The sequence below is a fragment of the Kosakonia sp. ML.JS2a genome, assembly GCF_025642095.1.
GTDB lineage: Bacteria > Pseudomonadota > Gammaproteobacteria > Enterobacterales > Enterobacteriaceae.
Window position 1 is genome coordinate 1,556,974 of the sequence record NZ_CP106754.1, and the last position, 17,754, is coordinate 1,574,727.

A 17,754-nucleotide genomic window follows, 5' to 3' on the forward strand; every position below is an offset into this window, starting at 1 on the left:
TCTTCTCCTTCACGATCGGGGCCGAAACGGCCTGTTACAACAATTTTACGGGGCGGTAAAACCCCGTATTATTGGCGGAACTCCTAAATCATGAATGGCAGCACTTTTTGCTAAAAATGGTGTTATTTTGCCCCGCTGAGAATGGCGTCAATTTCCTCACATTCTGCTGCGCTGAAATCCCGATTGGCCAGCATGCCAACGGCATCGTCCAGTTGCCCGATCTTACTGGCGCCAATCAGCACCGAGGTCACTTTGCCGCCGCGTAGCACCCAGGCCAGCGCCATCTGCGACAGTTTCTGCCCTCGCCGTTGCGCCACCGCATTCAGCGCACGTACTGTTGCCAGTTTTTCATCGGTAAGCTGGTCCGGATTCAGGAAACGGCTGCCGCTGGCAGCGCGTGAATCTGCCGGGATGCCGTGCAGATAGCGGTCCGTTAATTGCCCACCCGCCAGCGGGGAGAAGGCAATGCTGCCGACGCCTTTTTGCTGCAAGACTTCCAGCAGTTCGGTTTCCACCCAGCGTTCAAACATCGAGTATTTAGGTTGATGGATCAGGCACGGCGTACCCAGGTCGTTGAGGATGTCGATACCTTCACGCGCCAGCGCGGCCGGGTAGTTAGACAACCCGACGTACAGCGCTTTACCCTGGCGCACAATATGATCCAGCGCGCGCATGGTCTCTTTCAGCGGCGTTTCCGGGTCCGGGCGATGATGGTAGAAGATATCCACGTATTCCAGCCCCATCCGGCGCAGGCTTTGATCGAGGCTGGCAATCAGGTATTTGCGCGATCCCCAGTCGCCATAGGGGCCATCCCACATGGTGTATCCGGCTTTACTGGAGATAATCAGCTCGTCGCGCCAGGGGAGGAAATCTTCCCGCAGGATGCGGCCGAAATTGCTCTCCGCTGAGCCGGGAGGCGGCCCGTAGTTGTTGGCCAGATCGAAATGGGTAATGCCAAGATCGAATGCGTGCCGCAGTAATTGCCGACTGTTTTCCAGCAGGGTGGTGTCGCCAAAGTTATGCCACAGCCCGAGTGAAATCGCCGGGAGTTTTAGCCCGCTGTCACCGCAGCGCTGGTAGACCATTTTTTCGTAACGTGCGGAATCCGCCTGATAAACCATGCCGTTGCCCCTTTTAAGTCATCGTGTCGTCAGTGTATGCGTTTACATCGCTGGACCAATGAGAGTACACCGGGCGTTATCGTAAAGCTTGCTTTCCACCTCCGATATGGCGCGTATCCTGGACTCTCATCACAGTTCTTCAATACTCAGTGAAGAACCAAAGTCTGGAAGGATCAATGTCATGCAAACCGATTACTCTGTTGCCGACTATCTGCTGGACAGGCTCGCTGGCTGTGGCATTCACCATCTGTTCGGCGTGCCGGGCGACTATAACCTGCAATTTCTCGATCACGTGATTCAACATCCAACGGTCCACTGGGTTGGCTGCGCCAACGAACTTAACGCCGCCTATGCTGCCGATGGCTATGGGCGTTGCCGGGGGGCTGGCGCATTGCTTACCACCTTTGGCGTGGGGGAACTAAGCGCCATTAACGGCATTGCCGGCAGTTTTGCTGAATATGTGCCAGTGCTGCATATTGTTGGCGCCCCGTGTAGCACGGTGCAGCAGCGCGGAGAGCTACTGCACCATACGCTCGGCGACGGGGATTTTCGCCACTTCTGGCGGATGAGCGAACCGGTTACCGCCGCGCGCGCCATTTTAACGGCGCAAAACGCCTGCTATGAAATCGACCGGGTTATCAGCACCATGCTGGCGGAGTCCCGCCCCGGTTATCTGATGTTACCGGCTGATGTCGCCAAAATGGCGGCGATACCGCCTGTAAACGCTTTCACTTTTCCCTCGGTTCAGTCCGACGAAATGCGCCTTGATGCGTTTCGCCGTCATGCGCAGGCGCTGATGTCGGGTAGCCCACGGGTTGCGCTACTGGCGGATTTCCTTGCCCGTCGCTTCGGCGTACAGAAAATGTTGCAATGCTGGATACGCGATTTCCCTGTACCTCATGCCACGATGCTGATGGGCAAAGGGCTGTTTGATGAAACGCAACCCGGGTTTGTGGGCACTTACAGCGGTGCGGCAAGCCCGCTGGTCGTGCGCGAAGCCATAGAAGGTGCGGACAGAGTGGTTTGCGTGGGCACACGCTTTACCGATACGCTGACCGCCGGGTTTAGTCAGCAATTGCCGCGGGAACGCACTATCGACATTCAGCCGTTCGCCGCACGGGTAGGGGAAACCTGGTTTAGCGGCGTGTCGATGCGCGACGCGGTGAATACGCTGATTTCGGTGTGTCGCCATCATCCGCGTAACCCGCTTAAGCCGGTTAATCACACTGACGCGCCGCACCGTGTGCATCAGGGGACGCTGGACCAGTCAACACTCTGGAAAACGTTGCAAGATTTTATCCGCCCTGGCGATATCATCCTGGCCGATCAGGGAACCGCTGCGTTTGGCGCGGCGGGTCTGCGCTTGCCTGCGGAGGTCGATTTTCTGGTGCAGCCACTATGGGGATCGATCGGTTTTTGTCTGCCCGCCGCGTTTGGCGCGCAAACCGCCTGCCCGGAACGGCGGGTGATTTTGCTCAGTGGCGATGGTGCGGCTCAGTTAACCATTCAGGAACTGGGGTCAATGCTGCGTGACGGCCTGCGGCCCATCATTGTCTTGCTTAATAATGATGGCTATACGGTGGAACGCGCCATTCAAGGCGCGCAGCAGCGTTATAACGACATTGCGCGCTGGAACTGGACGCACATTCCACATGCACTCAGCCATGATGGCCAGGCCGAGTGCTGGCGGGTCAGCGAAACCGTGCAACTGGCTGAGGCGCTGGAAGCCGCCGCCCATCATCACCGCCTCGCGCTGATAGAAGTGATGTTGCCGAAGAGCGATCTCCCTGATTTGCTGCGCGACGTCACCCGATCGCTTGAGGCGCGCAACAATCAGTGATCACTTGTCCCGCCGGGGAGCAATCATCATTGGCTTCCCGGCCAGCAGCAGCCAGGCAGGAAGCATCACGATGCATAACAACGGCAGCAACGTGGTGTCCGGCACCACGACCGCGGCAAGAAACAGGCTTAACCAGCCATCCCGCGTGACCACCAGTACCAGGCCGAGCACCGCACAGGAGATGGTCACCGCTGCCGGTACCGCGTCTACATGCTGGTGCAGCATCAGACCCAGCGCCACCCCGACGAACACCGCCGGGAAAATACGCCCACCGCGGAATCCGCAAGCCGTTGCCACCACCAGCGCCGCCAGTTTTACCACCGCAAACAGCAAATAATCGCTGACGGTGAATGTCTGCGCAAAGGCCAGTTGCTGCATCTCATCCAGCCCTTTAAACAGCGTGATATTACCGCCAATAATGCCCAGAATACCGAGCAGAAACCCGCCAATGCCCAGCACAAGCACCGGGTTTTTTAGCCGCTGCATAAGCTGGTGCAGGCGAGGTAAACACCAGACTGCAACCATCCCCAGCGCGATGGCGAACGCGGTGACGACCGCGCCGCTGATGATATCGACGATGTGCAACTGCGGATAATGGGGAATCGGTAAGGTGAAATGGGGATGCGACAGCACCGTGGTGGTCAGCGCGCCAGCAGCGGCGGCCATCAGCGGGGCGAACAGACGGTCCCACAACGGCACATCGTTACTGGCGGTCAGCGTTTGTGAAAAGATCAGCGCCGCGGCGACCGGGGTGCCAAACAGCGCGCCGAGTGTGCCCGCAGAGGCTAAAATCGTCCAGTCCAGCGGGGCGACTCGTGGAAATGCGCGCGCGCCAATCGCCACTGCCAGCGCAATATTCAGCACCATTACCGGGTGTTCAGGCCCGAGGCTGATGCCGCCCGCCAGCCCAAGAATCAACGCCAGTACCAGACCCGGCAGCGCATTGACGGCAACCGGCGCACTGATCAAGGGTTCGGTCGCCGGATCCGGGCCGCCATGACCGGCGCTAAAGCGGATCACCAGCCCCACGGCAACGCCCGTTAGCGTCAACATCAGCAGGATCCAGCCGGGAGAGTCCGGATCGACCCCCAACCGCCAGGGAATGCCGAACCATAAAATGGATTGCAGCAGGTTGGCGATTTTCATCACCAGCAGTAATACCAGGCTTGAGGCTATGCCGATCGTCAGTGCGGGCAGCGCCAGCAATAACAGGGTTCTGGCTCGCGGATGGAGCATGCTTATGTCCTTTTACCGGAAGAGGGTCGCAGTGGCTGCTAACAGAGCCGAAACCACGGCGTTAATCTGTGACGAAGATCGATAATCCTGGGGCGCTCGTGTTATGGTCATTGTCGTTAAAGCGCCTTGAATTTACAGTGTGCCAAAGATTTATTCTGACTTTAGCGGAGCCGTAAAAGAATGACAAAATATGCTTTAGTGGGCGACGTAGGCGGCACCAACGCGCGCTTAGCGTTGTGCGATGTCGACAGCGGCGTCATCTCCCGGGCCAAGACTTACTCCGGCCTCGACTACCCAAGCCTGGAAGCCGTGGTGCGAGTGTACCTTGATGAGCACGGCGTGAGTGTGGAAGACGGCTGTATCGCCATTGCCTGCCCGATCACCGATGACTGGGTGGCGATGACCAACCATACCTGGGCTTTTTCCATCGCAGAAATGAAGAAAAACCTCGGTTTCGCGCATCTGGAAATCATTAACGATTTTACGGCTGTGTCGATGGCGATCCCGATGCTGAAACAAGAACATCTGATCCAGTTTGGCGGCGCGCAGCCGGTGGAAGGCAAGCCGATCGCTGTTTACGGTGCGGGAACTGGTCTTGGCGTCGCGCATCTGGTGCATGTGGATAAACGCTGGGTGAGCCTGCCGGGTGAGGGCGGTCATGTGGATTTCGCCCCCAACAGCGAAGAAGAGGGGATTATCCTCGAAGAGCTGCGCGGTGAGATTGGCCATGTCTCCGCAGAGCGCGTGCTGTCCGGCCCGGGGCTTGTGAACCTCTACCGCGCGATTGTGAAATCCGACGGGCGTCTGCCGGAAAATCTGCAACCGAAAGACGTAACCGAGCGCGCGCTGGCGGATAGCTGCATCGATTGTCGCCGTGCGCTGTCGCTGTTCTGCGTCATTATGGGGCGCTTTGGCGGCAACCTGGCGCTGAACCTTGGCACCTTTGGCGGCGTCTACATTGCTGGTGGCATTGTGCCGCGCTTCCTCGATTTCTTTACCGCTTCCGGTTTTCGCGGCGGCTTTGAAGATAAAGGCCGCTTTAAATCCTACGTCGAGGATATTCCGGTTTACCTTATCGTCCACGATAATCCGGGGCTGTTAGGCGCGGGCGCGCACCTGCGCCAGACGCTGGGCTACTATCTCTAGAGCGCCATTAACTGCCGGAACTCTTTTACCTTACTGCGGCTGACGGGCACCTGAAACTCCAGGTCGCGCAGCCGCAAAATATAGGTATTGTTAAACCATGGCTCTATTTCGCGGATCTTATCCAGATTGACGCAGTAGGAGCGGTGGCAACGGAAGAAATGCGCCGTCGGCAGTTTGCTGCAAAACTCGGTGATGTTCATCGGCATCACGTAAGACTCCCGCTTCGTGTAGACGAAGGTCATCTTTTCATGCGCTTCCGCATAATAAATATCGTGAATGCTGGTGACGATAATGCGTTCGTCTTTCACCAGATTGATGGTCGCATTTTCCCGCGGTTGCGGGTTAGCGGCTGTGCCGGTTTGTTGTTGCCACGTGTTTTCCAGCTTTTGCAACATGCTGATAATGCGTGATTCCTGATAAGGTTTGAGGATGTAGTCAAACGCTTCCAGCTCGAACGCTTCGACCGCATGCTCTTTCCAGGCAGTGATAAACACAATAAACGGTTTGTGGGCGAACTGGCTGATGTTCTGCGCCAGCAATACACCGTCCAGCGACGGGATGTTGATATCCAGAAAAATGGCGTCGACTTTATTGTGTTGCAGGTACTTCAGGACGTCGAGACCGTCGTCAAACGTGCCGACAATCTCCATCTGACTGTGTGCTTTAATCAGCCAGCTTAGCTCCTGCTGCGCCAGGATTTCATCTTCAACAATGATGACTTTCATTCACATCTCCCGTTAAGGCAACAGCGCGGCAATCGAGGGCGTGGGCGTCGACTGGCGCGGCACGTAGAACGCGATTTCCGTTCCCGGCGTCAGGCGGCGGATATGTAACCCTTCGCCGTAAAGCAGTTTCACGCGCTGGTGAACATTCAGCAGACCAATTTTATTGCCGGGCATTTCATCGGCTTCTACGCGAGCGATCATCTCCGGCGATATGCCATTTCCGGTATCACGCACGGCAATTCGCACGCGGTTGCCGCACTCTTCTACGCTAATGGTTACCACCCCTTTGCCTTTACAGGGCTGAATGCCATGCACGATGGCGTTTTCCACCAGCGGCTGGATCAACAGGCTGGGGATCTCGCAACCGATCTCTTCGTCAATGTCGTAAATGACCGTCAGTTTGTCGCCAAAGCGCGCCTGTTCAATCGCAATGTAATCTTTAATCTGGTACAGCTCTTTTTTGATATCTATCTGCTCATCGTCTTTTAATTCAATGTTATAGCGTAAATAACGCGACAAATTGAAAATCAATTGCCTGGCGGTGTCCGGATTAAGACGAATGGATGACGAGATGGCATTCAGGGCATTAAAGAGGAAGTGCGGGTTAATTTTGCTCTGCAATGCGCGCAGTTCTGCCTTATTTGCCATCTCACGCAACTGTTCGGCGCGGGACACTTCCAGTTGGGTGGAGATAATTTGTGATAACCCGACGGCCATCTCCTGTAGTGATGAGGTGATCTGGTGAGCGTGGCAGTAGTAGATTTTCAGCGTCCCGGTAACGATGCCCTGCTCACGCAGCGGGATCACCAGCATAGAGTGAATTTCCGGCGTGCGGTGCGCTTCATCATTGTTTTTAATGATGATTTCGCCGGTATTGATCGCCTGATGCGTGGTAGGGCTGATGATGTCGTCACTGTCGCGGTAATTATTTTCCCCAACGCCGACATAGGCCAGAACATGGTCAACATTAGTAATCGCGACCGCGTCGGCGTCGATATCACGGCGAATGATATCGCACACCTGGCGCAGAGATTCGCTGTTAACGTTACGGAACAGCGGCAGCGTTTTATTGGCGATATCCAGCGCCAGTTTCGCCTGACGCCCGGCAATGGCCTCTTTTTCCCCTTCAACGCTCTGCACCAGCAGCACAATAAACCCGATACAGACGCTGCCCAGGATCATCGGCACGCCGATTTTGGAGACGATATCGAGGCCAAGCGCGGTGGACGGCGCCCATACCACCACCAGCATCATGGTGAGGCTTTCACAGATCATGCCGCCGATAATCCCCACGCGCCAGTGTTGCGCTTTCGGGATCTTGCGGTTAATTACGCCAGACATGATCCCGGCAATAATGCTGGTGATAAAGCAGGGAATCGCCGTAACCCCACCAATATCAATCAAGTAGCGATGCACCCCGGCAATCACGCCGGTAATGATGCCGACCCACGGGCCAAACAGAATGCCGCCGGACATCACCGCAATGATACGCACGTTGACCAGCGAACCTTCCACGGGAACGCCGGACCAGGTACTGAACAGTGCGAACATTGAGAAGATGGCGGTTACGCCCAGTAACTCTTTGAAGGAGTGGGCGGTTTTATGCAGCAGCTCGCGAAACAGGCGGATACGGATCAGGAAAAACAGGCAGATCAGCATCAACGCCGCGCGATCGAAAACCGCCAGCAACATGTCGAATATTTCGTGCACGGGAAACTCATGTGAAAGGCGTCAAAAAGCTATGATAAAAAACTGCGGCCCGGATGACCAGCCGGGACATTCATTGAGTGAATGAGGAAAAACCACTATTTCAAAAGGGGATTAATAAGCGTCGAAAGCGTGTAAGCGAAGACGGAGCGTTGATGAAAATGCAAGGTAATTTTATTGATATCATATTGTTAAAATATTTATCTGATTTAGTAATAAGAGGATAGCGTTGCACTCAGATCAGGTTTTTTGTATTCCCCTTTTTCGCCAGCGGATTATTTTTTTCTTTCCCTCTCGACAGCAGGAAATTTTTCGGGCTATGTTCTTAGCACGCCGCAATCGCGGCGACGTCGCTCGGACGGTCCGGGCGCTCACGTTATCCCGAGGAATCTATGGCTGACTTCAGTCCTGAACGCCGTTTTACGCGTATCGATCGTCTTCCCCCTTATGTTTTTAATATCACTGCTGAACTGAAAATGGCTGCGCGTCGGCGCGGCGAAGACATTATTGATTTCAGCATGGGGAATCCGGATGGCCCGACGCCACCGCATATTGTCGAGAAACTCTGTACTGTGGCGCAGCGCCCGGATACGCATGGTTACTCCACTTCGCGCGGTATACCGCGTCTGCGTCGGGCGATTTCCCGCTGGTATCAGGATCGCTATCAGGTGGATATCGATCCGGAAACCGAAGCCATTGTGACAATTGGCTCGAAAGAGGGACTGGCGCATTTAATGCTGGCCACGCTGGATCATGGCGATACGGTGCTGGTGCCAAACCCAAGCTACCCCATTCATATCTATGGCGCGGTGATTGCGGGCGCGCAGGTGCGTTCTGTGCCGCTGGTGGAAGGCGTCGATTTCTTCAACGAACTGGAACGTGCGATCCGCGAAAGTTACCCGAAGCCGAAGATGATGATCCTCGGGTTCCCGTCCAACCCGACAGCGCAGTGTGTGGAGCTGGAGTTCTTTGAGAAAGTGGTGGCGCTGGCAAAACGCTACGATGTGCTGGTGGTGCACGATCTGGCTTATGCCGACATTGTTTATGATGGCTGGAAAGCGCCGTCAATCATGCAGGTGCCCGGCGCACGCGATGTCGCGGTCGAATTCTTTACCCTGTCGAAAAGCTACAATATGGCGGGTTGGCGTATTGGTTTTATGGTTGGCAATCCGGTACTGGTTAACGCGCTGGCGCGTATCAAAAGTTACCACGACTACGGGACGTTTACGCCGTTGCAGGTGGCGGCTATCGCGGCGCTGGAAGGGGATCAACAGTGCGTACGCGACATTGCCGCGCAGTACAAGCGCCGCCGCGACGTGTTGGTGAAAGGCTTGCATGAAGCTGGCTGGATGGTCGAAATGCCGAAAGCGTCCATGTACGTATGGGCGAAAATTCCGGAGCCGTATGCCGCAATGGGGTCGCTCGAATTTGCCAAGAAGTTGCTGAAAGACGCCAAGGTATGCGTGTCGCCGGGGATTGGTTTTGGTGATTACGGCGATACCCATGTGCGTTTCGCGCTGATTGAGAACCGCGATCGTATTCGCCAGGCGGTACGGGGTATTAAGAGTATGTTCCGCGCTGATGCTCTGCTTGCGGCCGTGCCTAAAAGCACTGCGGAAGACATTGAACCTTAACCGAATCAATAAAAAAAGGAGCCAAAAGGCTCCTTTTTTTCTGCATCAATACGCTCAGGTCAGATCATCAGGGCGAATGTGCCGGCCCAAACAATGACCATCATCGAAATGCCCATAAAGAAATATTTCACGTTCATCGCTCCGCATACGTTATGTATGCATTCATGACCTATCAGGACTGAGTATAGAGAGGTGAAACTACGCCAAAACGAAAATGAAAATTTTCTCCCTTTCGGCCACAGCTCCATCTCAGAATCTTGGGTGATTCCTCACCAAACGGGGCTAATGTACGCTTAATTTTTTGCCCTTACAAGAGGGTTTTTTTTATTTAATTTTAGTGAGTTACGTTGTGTCGGGCTTTGGCGACACATTAATTTCATTGCTAAATAAATTGCGCTTGAGCGACGGATAAAATCCTTGCTGAAACGCTTCATTTCCGCCTGATTTATAAGGCTAATTTTTTGAGCTATCTCACACTCTCCGGCAACCAGGATTTTCGGGTCTTAAAAGTGCAATAAAAATGACATGCAAAAAAATGCACAAACACCCGCCTGCCTGGGCACATGTCCACTGCGTTTATGCGGACGGTTTTTATGCCGGTATGCGAGCAACTGTGAAATCGTGATTACTGGCGCACTATAAAAAAATTGTATCTTTTATGTTAAATCATGACTTGCGTGTATTTGTATAGACAAGTATATGTGTTTATATACTCACCGTGTTTTTCAGGTGCGCCGCACGCAGCCTGAAAACGCAGCAACTCAGGGACTTTACCAGGCATGAAGAATCTCACCCTTATTCCCGGCCAACTGACACTGGCGCAACTGCGTGATATTTATAGCCACCCGCTGCATCTTACGCTGGATGAAAGCGCGTTTGCCGCCATTGATGACAGCGTGGCTTGCGTGAATGCCATCATGGCGCAAGGGCGTACAGCCTATGGCATTAACACCGGTTTTGGTTTGCTGGCGCAGACGCGTATTGCCAGTGAAGATCTGGAAAACCTCCAGCGTTCACTGGTGCTTTCTCATGCTGCGGGAGTAGGTGAACCGCTGGACGACGCCATGGCGCGCCTGATCATGGTGTTAAAAATTAACAGCCTGGCGCGTGGTTTTTCCGGTATCCGGTTGCCAGTGATCCAGATGCTGGTGGCAATGGTCAATGCCGGGGTTTATCCGTGGATCCCGGCGAAAGGTTCGGTAGGCGCATCCGGAGATCTGGCGCCGCTTGCCCATCTGTCGCTCACGCTACTCGGTGAAGGTAAAGCGCGCTGGCAGGGCGAATGGTTACCGTCTGTTGAGGCGTTGAAACACGCCGGACTCTCGCCGTTAACGCTGGCGGCGAAAGAGGGACTGGCTCTGCTCAATGGCACGCAGACCTCTACGGCATTTGCGTTGCGCGGGCTGTTTGAAGCGGAAGATCTGTTTGCTGCTGCGGTCGTGTGTGGGTCATTGACCACGGAAGCGGCACTGGGATCTCGCCGCCCGTTTGATGCCCGTATTCACGAGGTGCGCGGGCAACGCGGGCAGATTGACGCTGCGGCGCTTTATCGCCACGTGCTGACCGACGATAGCGCCATTTCGCAGTCGCATCACAACTGCAATAAGGTGCAGGATCCCTATTCGTTGCGCTGCCAGCCACAGGTGATGGGTGCGTGTCTGACACAATTGCGTAACGCCGCCGATGTTCTGCTGACGGAAGCTAACGCGGTGTCGGATAACCCGCTGGTGTTTGCGGCGGAAAACGAGGTGATCTCCGGCGGCAATTTCCATGCGGAGCCGGTGGCGATGGCGGCGGATAATATTGCGCTGGCGATTGCGGAAATCGGTGCGCTGGCAGAGCGGCGCATAGCGTTACTGATGGACAGCCATATGTCGCAACTGCCGCCGTTCCTTGTGAAAAATGGCGGTGTAAACTCCGGTTTTATGATTGCACAGGTAACCGCTGCGGCGCTGGCGAGCGAAAATAAAGCGTTAGCGCATCCGCACAGTGTGGACAGTTTGCCGACCTCAGCGAATCAGGAAGATCACGTGTCGATGGCACCGGCTGCCGGTCGCCGCTTATGGGAGATGGCCGCCAACACCCGTGGTGTGATTGCGGTGGAGTGGCTGGCCGCCTGCCAGGGGCTGGATATGCGCGAAGGGTTAACCAGTAGTCCACTGCTGGAACAGGCGCGCCACCTGCTGCGCGAGCAGGTTTCGCACTACGAAAAAGACCGGTTTTTCGCACCCGACATCGAAAAGGCCACGGCGCTTCTGGCTGCGCGGCGTTTGATGCCACTGCTGCCGGCTGTGCTACCCAGTCAGATTTGATCACCGCTGTTTCTGCAACCGGCCAGGGGGAATTTCCCTGGCTCCGGGTCCTGTGCATTAACCTTAATGAAATATCCCAATTCGCGGAACAGACCAGTAGTTGTTGTCTGACTATTGCTATTTTTAATTTTATATATTTCCGGCCATTTCTCTTTCACTCACCCTCAATCATGAGGAAAGCGTGATGCCCAGACATGCCCCTCCCTTTGAAAAAGTCAAAAGAGCGAAATATGCACATCCGAAGAAACGAGGCGAAAGGAGGCATAACCGTGGCAGGCGCGCCATAGCCGAACGCACTTTGGGGATCCCAGGATTCGCTTCGGTGGAGGATTGGATCCGCTACGAATTTGATGAGCGGGACGCCCGACTGGCAGCGGAAGCTGCAGCAGCGCCCCTGCCGCCATTGCCTGTCTTTCGCGCACGAAATCTGGCTGAGCGCTTAACACTGATGTTGTATGTGCTGAATGTTCTGGGAACCGGGATCCCGGTGGAGAGGGCGCGAACCCGTCAGCAGGAGACCGGTGTTGTAAAAGCGGGGCCGGCGACGCGAAAATCGCTGTCGGAGGCAGAAGCGAAAGTGCGTGAGCCAGCTCCAGAGGCAGAAGCAGAGGTGATAGCGAAGCCGGAGGAGGAAACGACCTATACCCCATCAACATACGATACGTCGCTGGCACCTGGCACTGCGTCTGCCGGCGATCGCGCTGCACCGACGTATATCGCCATGACGATGCTGGGCGGAGCGGGGGTAGCCACTCAGGCAGCACGGCCGGGTATAAGCGATCGTATTGCCGATATGACCCGTACAACCGGCCTGCTCATGGCTGCTGCAGCATCGCAGATCTCCCCGCGAGGGGCTGCGCAAGCAGTTGGCGCTTCCGCTCTGCTGGCAGGGCTATCATACGCCTGGTATTCGATGTTTGGTCGCAGTAATGATGAAAATGCCTCTGCTTATGAACGTCTGGCTGAACTGACCGGGATGTTAACTGAGGACGAGCGGGAGTTGATTAACTCGCTCTTTCCTGAACGAAACGCGGCTTCGCCGGTTGAGGCCGTATCACCCTTCAGCCCTGGTGATATTGCAGAGCTGGAAGCGATAGTCGCGGAACTGGTGGAAGATAACATTGCCTCATCTGCATTCAGCAGCACGGATAGTGCCAGCCAGCAGCCGGAAAGCACGACCGTGATGGCAGAGGAAGCCTCCCTGGCTGCGAAATCTCGCGTTAAAAGGTCACATCTGATGGCGGAGCCCCAGGTTTCGCGAGGTATCAGAGTGAAAAAGATACTGGTAGATCCGTTCGTGACAACGGAGGCAACAGCGCCAGCCAACGCGACCGCATCAGCAAACATGACCGTACCAGCCAACGCGACAGCAGACCCCTCGTCACGCAGTGCATACTGGGCCGAAGAATATAAAGCAGCCAAGAATGGCACCTTAGAAAAATCGATATTTTTGATGCTGAGCGAAGGCCCCAAACTGGGTGATCGGGGCAGTCTGTATGTGCCCAGAGAGAGCTTCCCGCTCGCAGATGCGTGGTTCACAAGAATGGATGAATTGCAGGTCGGGACCTTCAGGCAAGAATTTCAGCAGGAGATTGAAGAGGAGTCCATTGCGAGCATCTACGATCCGCATTCAGGCGCGAAGTCTGCAGAACTACCCGATGAACGCTGGCTACATCTGGGACGTTATTACCTTCAGCTTTACCGCAGAGCGCTGTATGACTGGGGCATGGGGCTGCTTCATATGAATGTGGAGGAGGCCAGAGATGAGGAAGTACTTGTGCAGCGCCTTGAAACGCTGACCAACAGGCTGAACGATGACTGGGAAGGTAACGCGATGGATGCGGGCGAACTGAAGGAATATGCTGCCAAAAGTAAAAAACTCGCGGAGCGTACCGCGCGGTTGGCTACCTACAGTGCTGACAGACCGTCGACAGATATCATGAAAAATACGTCATTGTCATTCAGCACGGATATACCGGCATCGGAAGTGTTCTTTGGGCAATACAGCCTGTCTTATGTCGATCTTATTGATCGATCCCGATTTTCCGGGACATTTCCGCAGTATCTCAAAATCATGCTGATAAGCCTGGTGGACCTTATTCGGGACGATACAGGTCATGTGGACCTGGTCACGCTCTATACCGCGTGGAGTATCCTGACGGTCAAACGCCTGCTACATGCGCTTGAAAACGACGATATGGTTGCCGCTTATGATTTTGCCGTGCTGGATGAGGAGTTGAACAAGATAATTAAAGAGCACATTTTCCTTCTTTGGAATGAGCAAACCCAGTCGAAATATTTCGAGTTATATAATGAGTCGATAGTGGAGGCGTTGCCGCTGTTGTGGGCAATGGAGGCGCGGCACACCAGTGAAACGGCAACCTCGCAGCCTGCGACTGTGGGCAATACAACCGTATCGACGGAACACGCGTTGCTTACCGGAGTGGATTGGGAAAACGTCCACCAGCAAGCCGAACAGGCCGAACCGATGCCTGAGCGTTTCAGTGCCGATAAATATATGCTGGATAAGCTGAAAACGATATTGGATCGGCGGATAGCAGATTTGACCGACTTTTTGGGGGAAAACATCCTCCACCCGGATCGCTATATGACGGCCTTTGTCCGGGAGTCGTTGGAGATGTATGGGCTGGAAGATAAATGGTCCGATCAGTCAATAATCACTTCCCGTCCGGTTGTACTCAAAGCCGGGGTCGGCATGGATGTAAAGGGGAAACTGACCACCACTATTCCTTCCCGCAGCTACACGCTGGTCGACATTGCCAGGGGGGTGCCGCGCAGAGATTACGGAACATCCTATACCGACGATGTGATTGAATGGCCCTCCTCGTTTCCCAGTGCGCTGAAGGAACGTCTGGGCAATATGGGGGATTTTGCTGACTGGCGAATCCAGGATGAGTTTGACCTGAACAACCCCGAGGGCGGACAAAAGGCCAGGAAAGCCTATAAGTTTATGTTGGATCGAGCGGCACTGGCGTATATCGACAGAAAAAACCGCGTATCGAAGGCTTCCCAGGGAGAGTACCATCAGCGCTATATCGATGCGGTTGAAAGTTTTCTCAAAGGCGAGACCAAAGCGGAAAGCGTGGAGTGGCATGGTGTCACCCTTGCTGATGTGATTTTTATTCCGGTTTCACCTTCTCTCGTTCCCAAGCAAAAGAAAATCGGCGTGCTACTGTCACTGTGGAACAATGATTATTGTGAAGTGCCGTGGCCTGGATTTGCCGGCAAAGTACATAAGGAAGGGAGAGGGAGAAAGGTTTCCCCTGGCGTGGTGATTGAAAAATACCCCGCGATAAAGGCCTTTATGGAGAAACACCGGACGATCCGGACGGGGAAGGCGCTGGCGAAAGTGGACGACAGTTATGACTATCGCGCAGAGCACTATGATGCACCAGCATACTCTATGGACATGACCTCCGAAGTGTCTTCATCAGATTACTACCCACCTTTTATCACCTATGCAAAAACGCCGGATGTGCTCTTCGACAAGCTTATCGATATGCATCGCAAGGATCTTGTCGACCTTTACGACGATCTTATTTACTCGTCTGCGGAGCATAAACGGGCCGTTGCATTCGAATTGATAAATACGCTGGCCATTCTCTCCGGGGTGCTACTTATGGTCGGTGGCGTAATGCTGGGCGGCCCTGCTCTGCCATGGGTTGCGGCATCTCTGGCGGTCACCCTGCTGGGAGAGGTTGTGCCAACGGCTGTGCTTGCGTCGCTGGCAGATGATGAGGAAGAGCGTGAGCTGTATATCCGTTCGATGGTGATGGCGGCGGCGTTTGAGCTGGGGGGTAATCTGGCTGGGCCTGCAATAGGCGGCGTGGTGAAAGGCACCCGGCGGCTGGCGCGTCTGGGGAATACGGCGGTGAAGGAAACGCTGCCCGACTTGTACCGGGTAGTGAAGGAAAAGCTGGTACAAGTAATGACCAAAACCGGTATCCGGCGTCTGCGCAAAGTACCGGATACGGTGACGACGATCAGCAAAGAAGCGCGCAGCGATCTCGATAAGGTCGTCGAGACGTTAAAAGCGTCGGACACGGCACGCCCCTCCGTGAAAACGAAACCGTCTGACAAAACAGACGCTGCTGCCGGATCATCGAAACAGCAGACGGATACCGGGGCTGGCGCTGCGGCAAACAACATTGCGGGGGAGGGCTTGCTGAAGCAATCAAAAACTGCCAAAAAAGTGATCAGTAAAATGCGCGAATTGGGATTTAAATCTGATATCCGTATCCTCACCCGATGGAAAAAAGGAAGCACTACGGATGAAGTGATTAACCAATACTTTGTGCAAGGGAGAAGAGGTAATGATCGGGTGGTGGTACAGATGTTTTCCGATAATAATGAATTCTCATATATTTATTTTGATGAGAATGAATGGCTCCAAACAGTGATTAAGAAAAGTAAGCAGACTGATGATGTGACTGGCTATTATGATGTCAAAAATGATGCTGATTTTTCAGAGTTATTTGAAGAGTTTGAGCCTATGACGGAAGCAGTGAGTAATCTCCCACTAAAAGATTATCCCGTGGATGGGGTACTGATTTATACCTCGCAAGAATACAAAAATAGCGTGAAAAGCACGGGGTTGGATTTCGATGATATGCAGGAATTTTTTGAGAAAACGCTTGGCGTGGAAAAAGGTGCGGAAGCAGAAACATCGCTTTCTGCCTCTATCCGACAAGCGTTAAAAGAAAATCCGGAGTTACAGTCTTCTCTGAAGAGCCTTCCGTTTTTTGCAGATGTGCCGGTTAATTTATCGCAAGGCGATCTCATTATGAAATATGCCGCTTTATTGAAAGAGATCGGTCCGGATATAACCAAATTCAGGCCGATCATGCAAGATCTGGCGCTCAATCTCAGAGACCCCACTAAAATCAAGAACCTGACAAATTTTTATAACTACGAATTACAAAATAGTGGCTTCCAAATTGCTGCGCCTGATTTTATAACCTATAAAGCAAATGTGGGTAAAAAATGGTGGGGGAGATTTATACCCTCGAAAAATATTGATAAAGTTGAAACGGCGTTTAATAAGACATATACCCGGGCGGATCAACTTTCCGCACTGCTTGGACAAGCAAAAGCATCGCCAGAATTGCGTGATGGGATCCTCGTGGTGCTGGCCAGGTATTTAAATACGCCCGATGCTACGATCCTTGGGGAAGCTTATCAACGGCTTGATGAATTATCGAGTCGGCTTTACCAACAAGCACATTATCATGTGAAAGAGACCAAGCTCAGCCGTGTTGTACCCGTTACAGCAAGTGAGGGTGATATATCGCAAACGGTGGCTTTTGTTTATGAGCGGGATCCTTCCGCACGCATTATGTTAGTTTTCCCCACGGTATTAGAAGAGAAAGGGATTAAAAACACGCTTCTTCATGAGATGACCCATCATGCCATTGGGTCTGAGGACTATGCCTATATCGCCGACTTAGGAAAAAAATTCCCCAATTTAAAACAGCATCATTTTAGATTCGGTGAATCAAGATGGGAATCATTCAGTCCGCATGCAACATTAGGCCGTACAGCACAAACATCTGCCGAGTATCTGGTCAATGAACTTCCGCCATTAAATACCCTGGACCGCGCAATAGCGCAGGCCCGAGCGCTATTTCTGGCTATGGAGCGGGCTTATACCAAAATGAACAATGCAGACTCATTGGTCGTACTGATTAATGAACTGCTCAGTAGTTTCAAATTCAAGTGGGTTGGCGATGAGAAGACCGGACACTGGGCGATTACATTGGCAACCGGTAGCAGAACACGCCGTTCAGTTGATGAAGAGGATGCCTTTATGAAAGAACTGGTGGACAATTTGACAGCCACACAGCTTGCGCAAGCGCTCGACTTTAGCGTTGCCGGTATCTTCACCGATGAAGAAATTAAAAAATTCGGTCTTGAACTGACCGATTCCGCCGGGACGAACACGACACAGGCAACCACGCCGAGTGCCTGACGCATTCGTGATAATCCACCATGGGAAGGGATCATATGCCGGAA

General features: G+C 53.7%; 10 protein-coding genes. 5 read left to right on the forward strand and 5 right to left on the reverse strand.

Features of this window, described 5'->3' with window-relative positions; translation table 11 throughout:
* Nucleotides 1–122: 122 nt before the first annotated feature.
* On the reverse strand, nucleotides 123–1,121 hold the full coding sequence (mgrA, locus tag N7922_RS07600) for an L-glyceraldehyde 3-phosphate reductase (RefSeq protein WP_263099951.1): 999 nt from the start codon (nucleotides 1,119–1,121) through the stop codon (nucleotides 123–125).
* Nucleotides 1,122–1,302: 181 nt separating this feature from the next.
* On the opposite strand from mgrA, the gene N7922_RS07605 reads away from it, so the two are divergent.
* A complete protein-coding gene (locus N7922_RS07605) occupies nucleotides 1,303–2,961 on the forward strand; it encodes an alpha-keto acid decarboxylase family protein (protein WP_263099952.1) in 1,659 nt (552 codons plus the stop codon).
* Here the strand turns inward: N7922_RS07605 and N7922_RS07610 are convergent, their stop codons facing one another.
* Complete coding sequence (locus N7922_RS07610; protein ID WP_263099953.1) at nucleotides 2,962–4,197, reverse strand: ion channel protein; 1,236 nt, start codon at nucleotides 4,195–4,197, stop codon at nucleotides 2,962–2,964. It abuts the gene before it with no gap.
* A gap of 180 nt (nucleotides 4,198–4,377) precedes the next feature.
* On the opposite strand from N7922_RS07610, the gene glk reads away from it, so the two are divergent.
* The gene (gene glk / locus N7922_RS07615) at nucleotides 4,378–5,343 is read left to right on the forward strand and encodes a glucokinase (RefSeq protein WP_263099954.1); all 966 of its coding nucleotides are present in this window, start codon (nucleotides 4,378–4,380) and stop codon (nucleotides 5,341–5,343) included.
* Here glk and N7922_RS07620 read toward each other — a convergent pair.
* Both N7922_RS07620 and N7922_RS07625 read right to left on the reverse strand, forming a co-directional pair.
* The gene (locus N7922_RS07620; RefSeq protein ID WP_263099955.1) at nucleotides 5,340–6,068 is read right to left on the reverse strand and encodes a LytR/AlgR family response regulator transcription factor; all 729 of its coding nucleotides are present in this window, start codon (nucleotides 6,066–6,068) and stop codon (nucleotides 5,340–5,342) included. The genes glk and N7922_RS07620 overlap by 4 nt on opposite strands.
* A gap of 12 nt (nucleotides 6,069–6,080) precedes the next feature.
* A complete protein-coding gene (locus tag N7922_RS07625) occupies nucleotides 6,081–7,778 on the reverse strand; it encodes a sensor histidine kinase (protein WP_263099956.1) in 1,698 nt (565 codons plus the stop codon).
* Between the two features lie 389 nt (nucleotides 7,779–8,167).
* Here N7922_RS07625 and alaC point away from each other — a divergent pair, with 389 nt between their 5' ends.
* Nucleotides 8,168–9,409 carry an alanine transaminase gene (gene alaC / locus N7922_RS07630; RefSeq protein WP_263099957.1) on the forward strand — a complete coding sequence of 414 codons (1,242 nt, stop codon included), beginning with the start codon at nucleotides 8,168–8,170 and terminating at the stop codon, nucleotides 9,407–9,409.
* 59 nt (nucleotides 9,410–9,468) lie between these two features.
* Here alaC and ypdK read toward each other — a convergent pair whose 3' ends face one another.
* Entirely contained in the window at nucleotides 9,469–9,540 is a 72-nt protein-coding gene (ypdK, locus tag N7922_RS07635; protein WP_134318594.1) for a membrane protein YpdK, read from the reverse strand.
* 648 nt (nucleotides 9,541–10,188) lie between these two features.
* Here ypdK and hutH point away from each other — a divergent pair.
* Both hutH and N7922_RS07645 read left to right on the forward strand, forming a co-directional pair.
* The gene (gene hutH, locus N7922_RS07640) at nucleotides 10,189–11,721 is read left to right on the forward strand and encodes a histidine ammonia-lyase (protein WP_263099958.1); all 1,533 of its coding nucleotides are present in this window, start codon (nucleotides 10,189–10,191) and stop codon (nucleotides 11,719–11,721) included.
* A gap of 184 nt (nucleotides 11,722–11,905) precedes the next feature.
* Nucleotides 11,906–17,710, forward strand: coding sequence for a hypothetical protein (locus N7922_RS07645; protein ID WP_263099959.1), 5,805 nt, complete (start codon nucleotides 11,906–11,908; stop codon nucleotides 17,708–17,710).
* The last annotated feature ends 44 nt before the right edge of the window (nucleotides 17,711–17,754 follow it).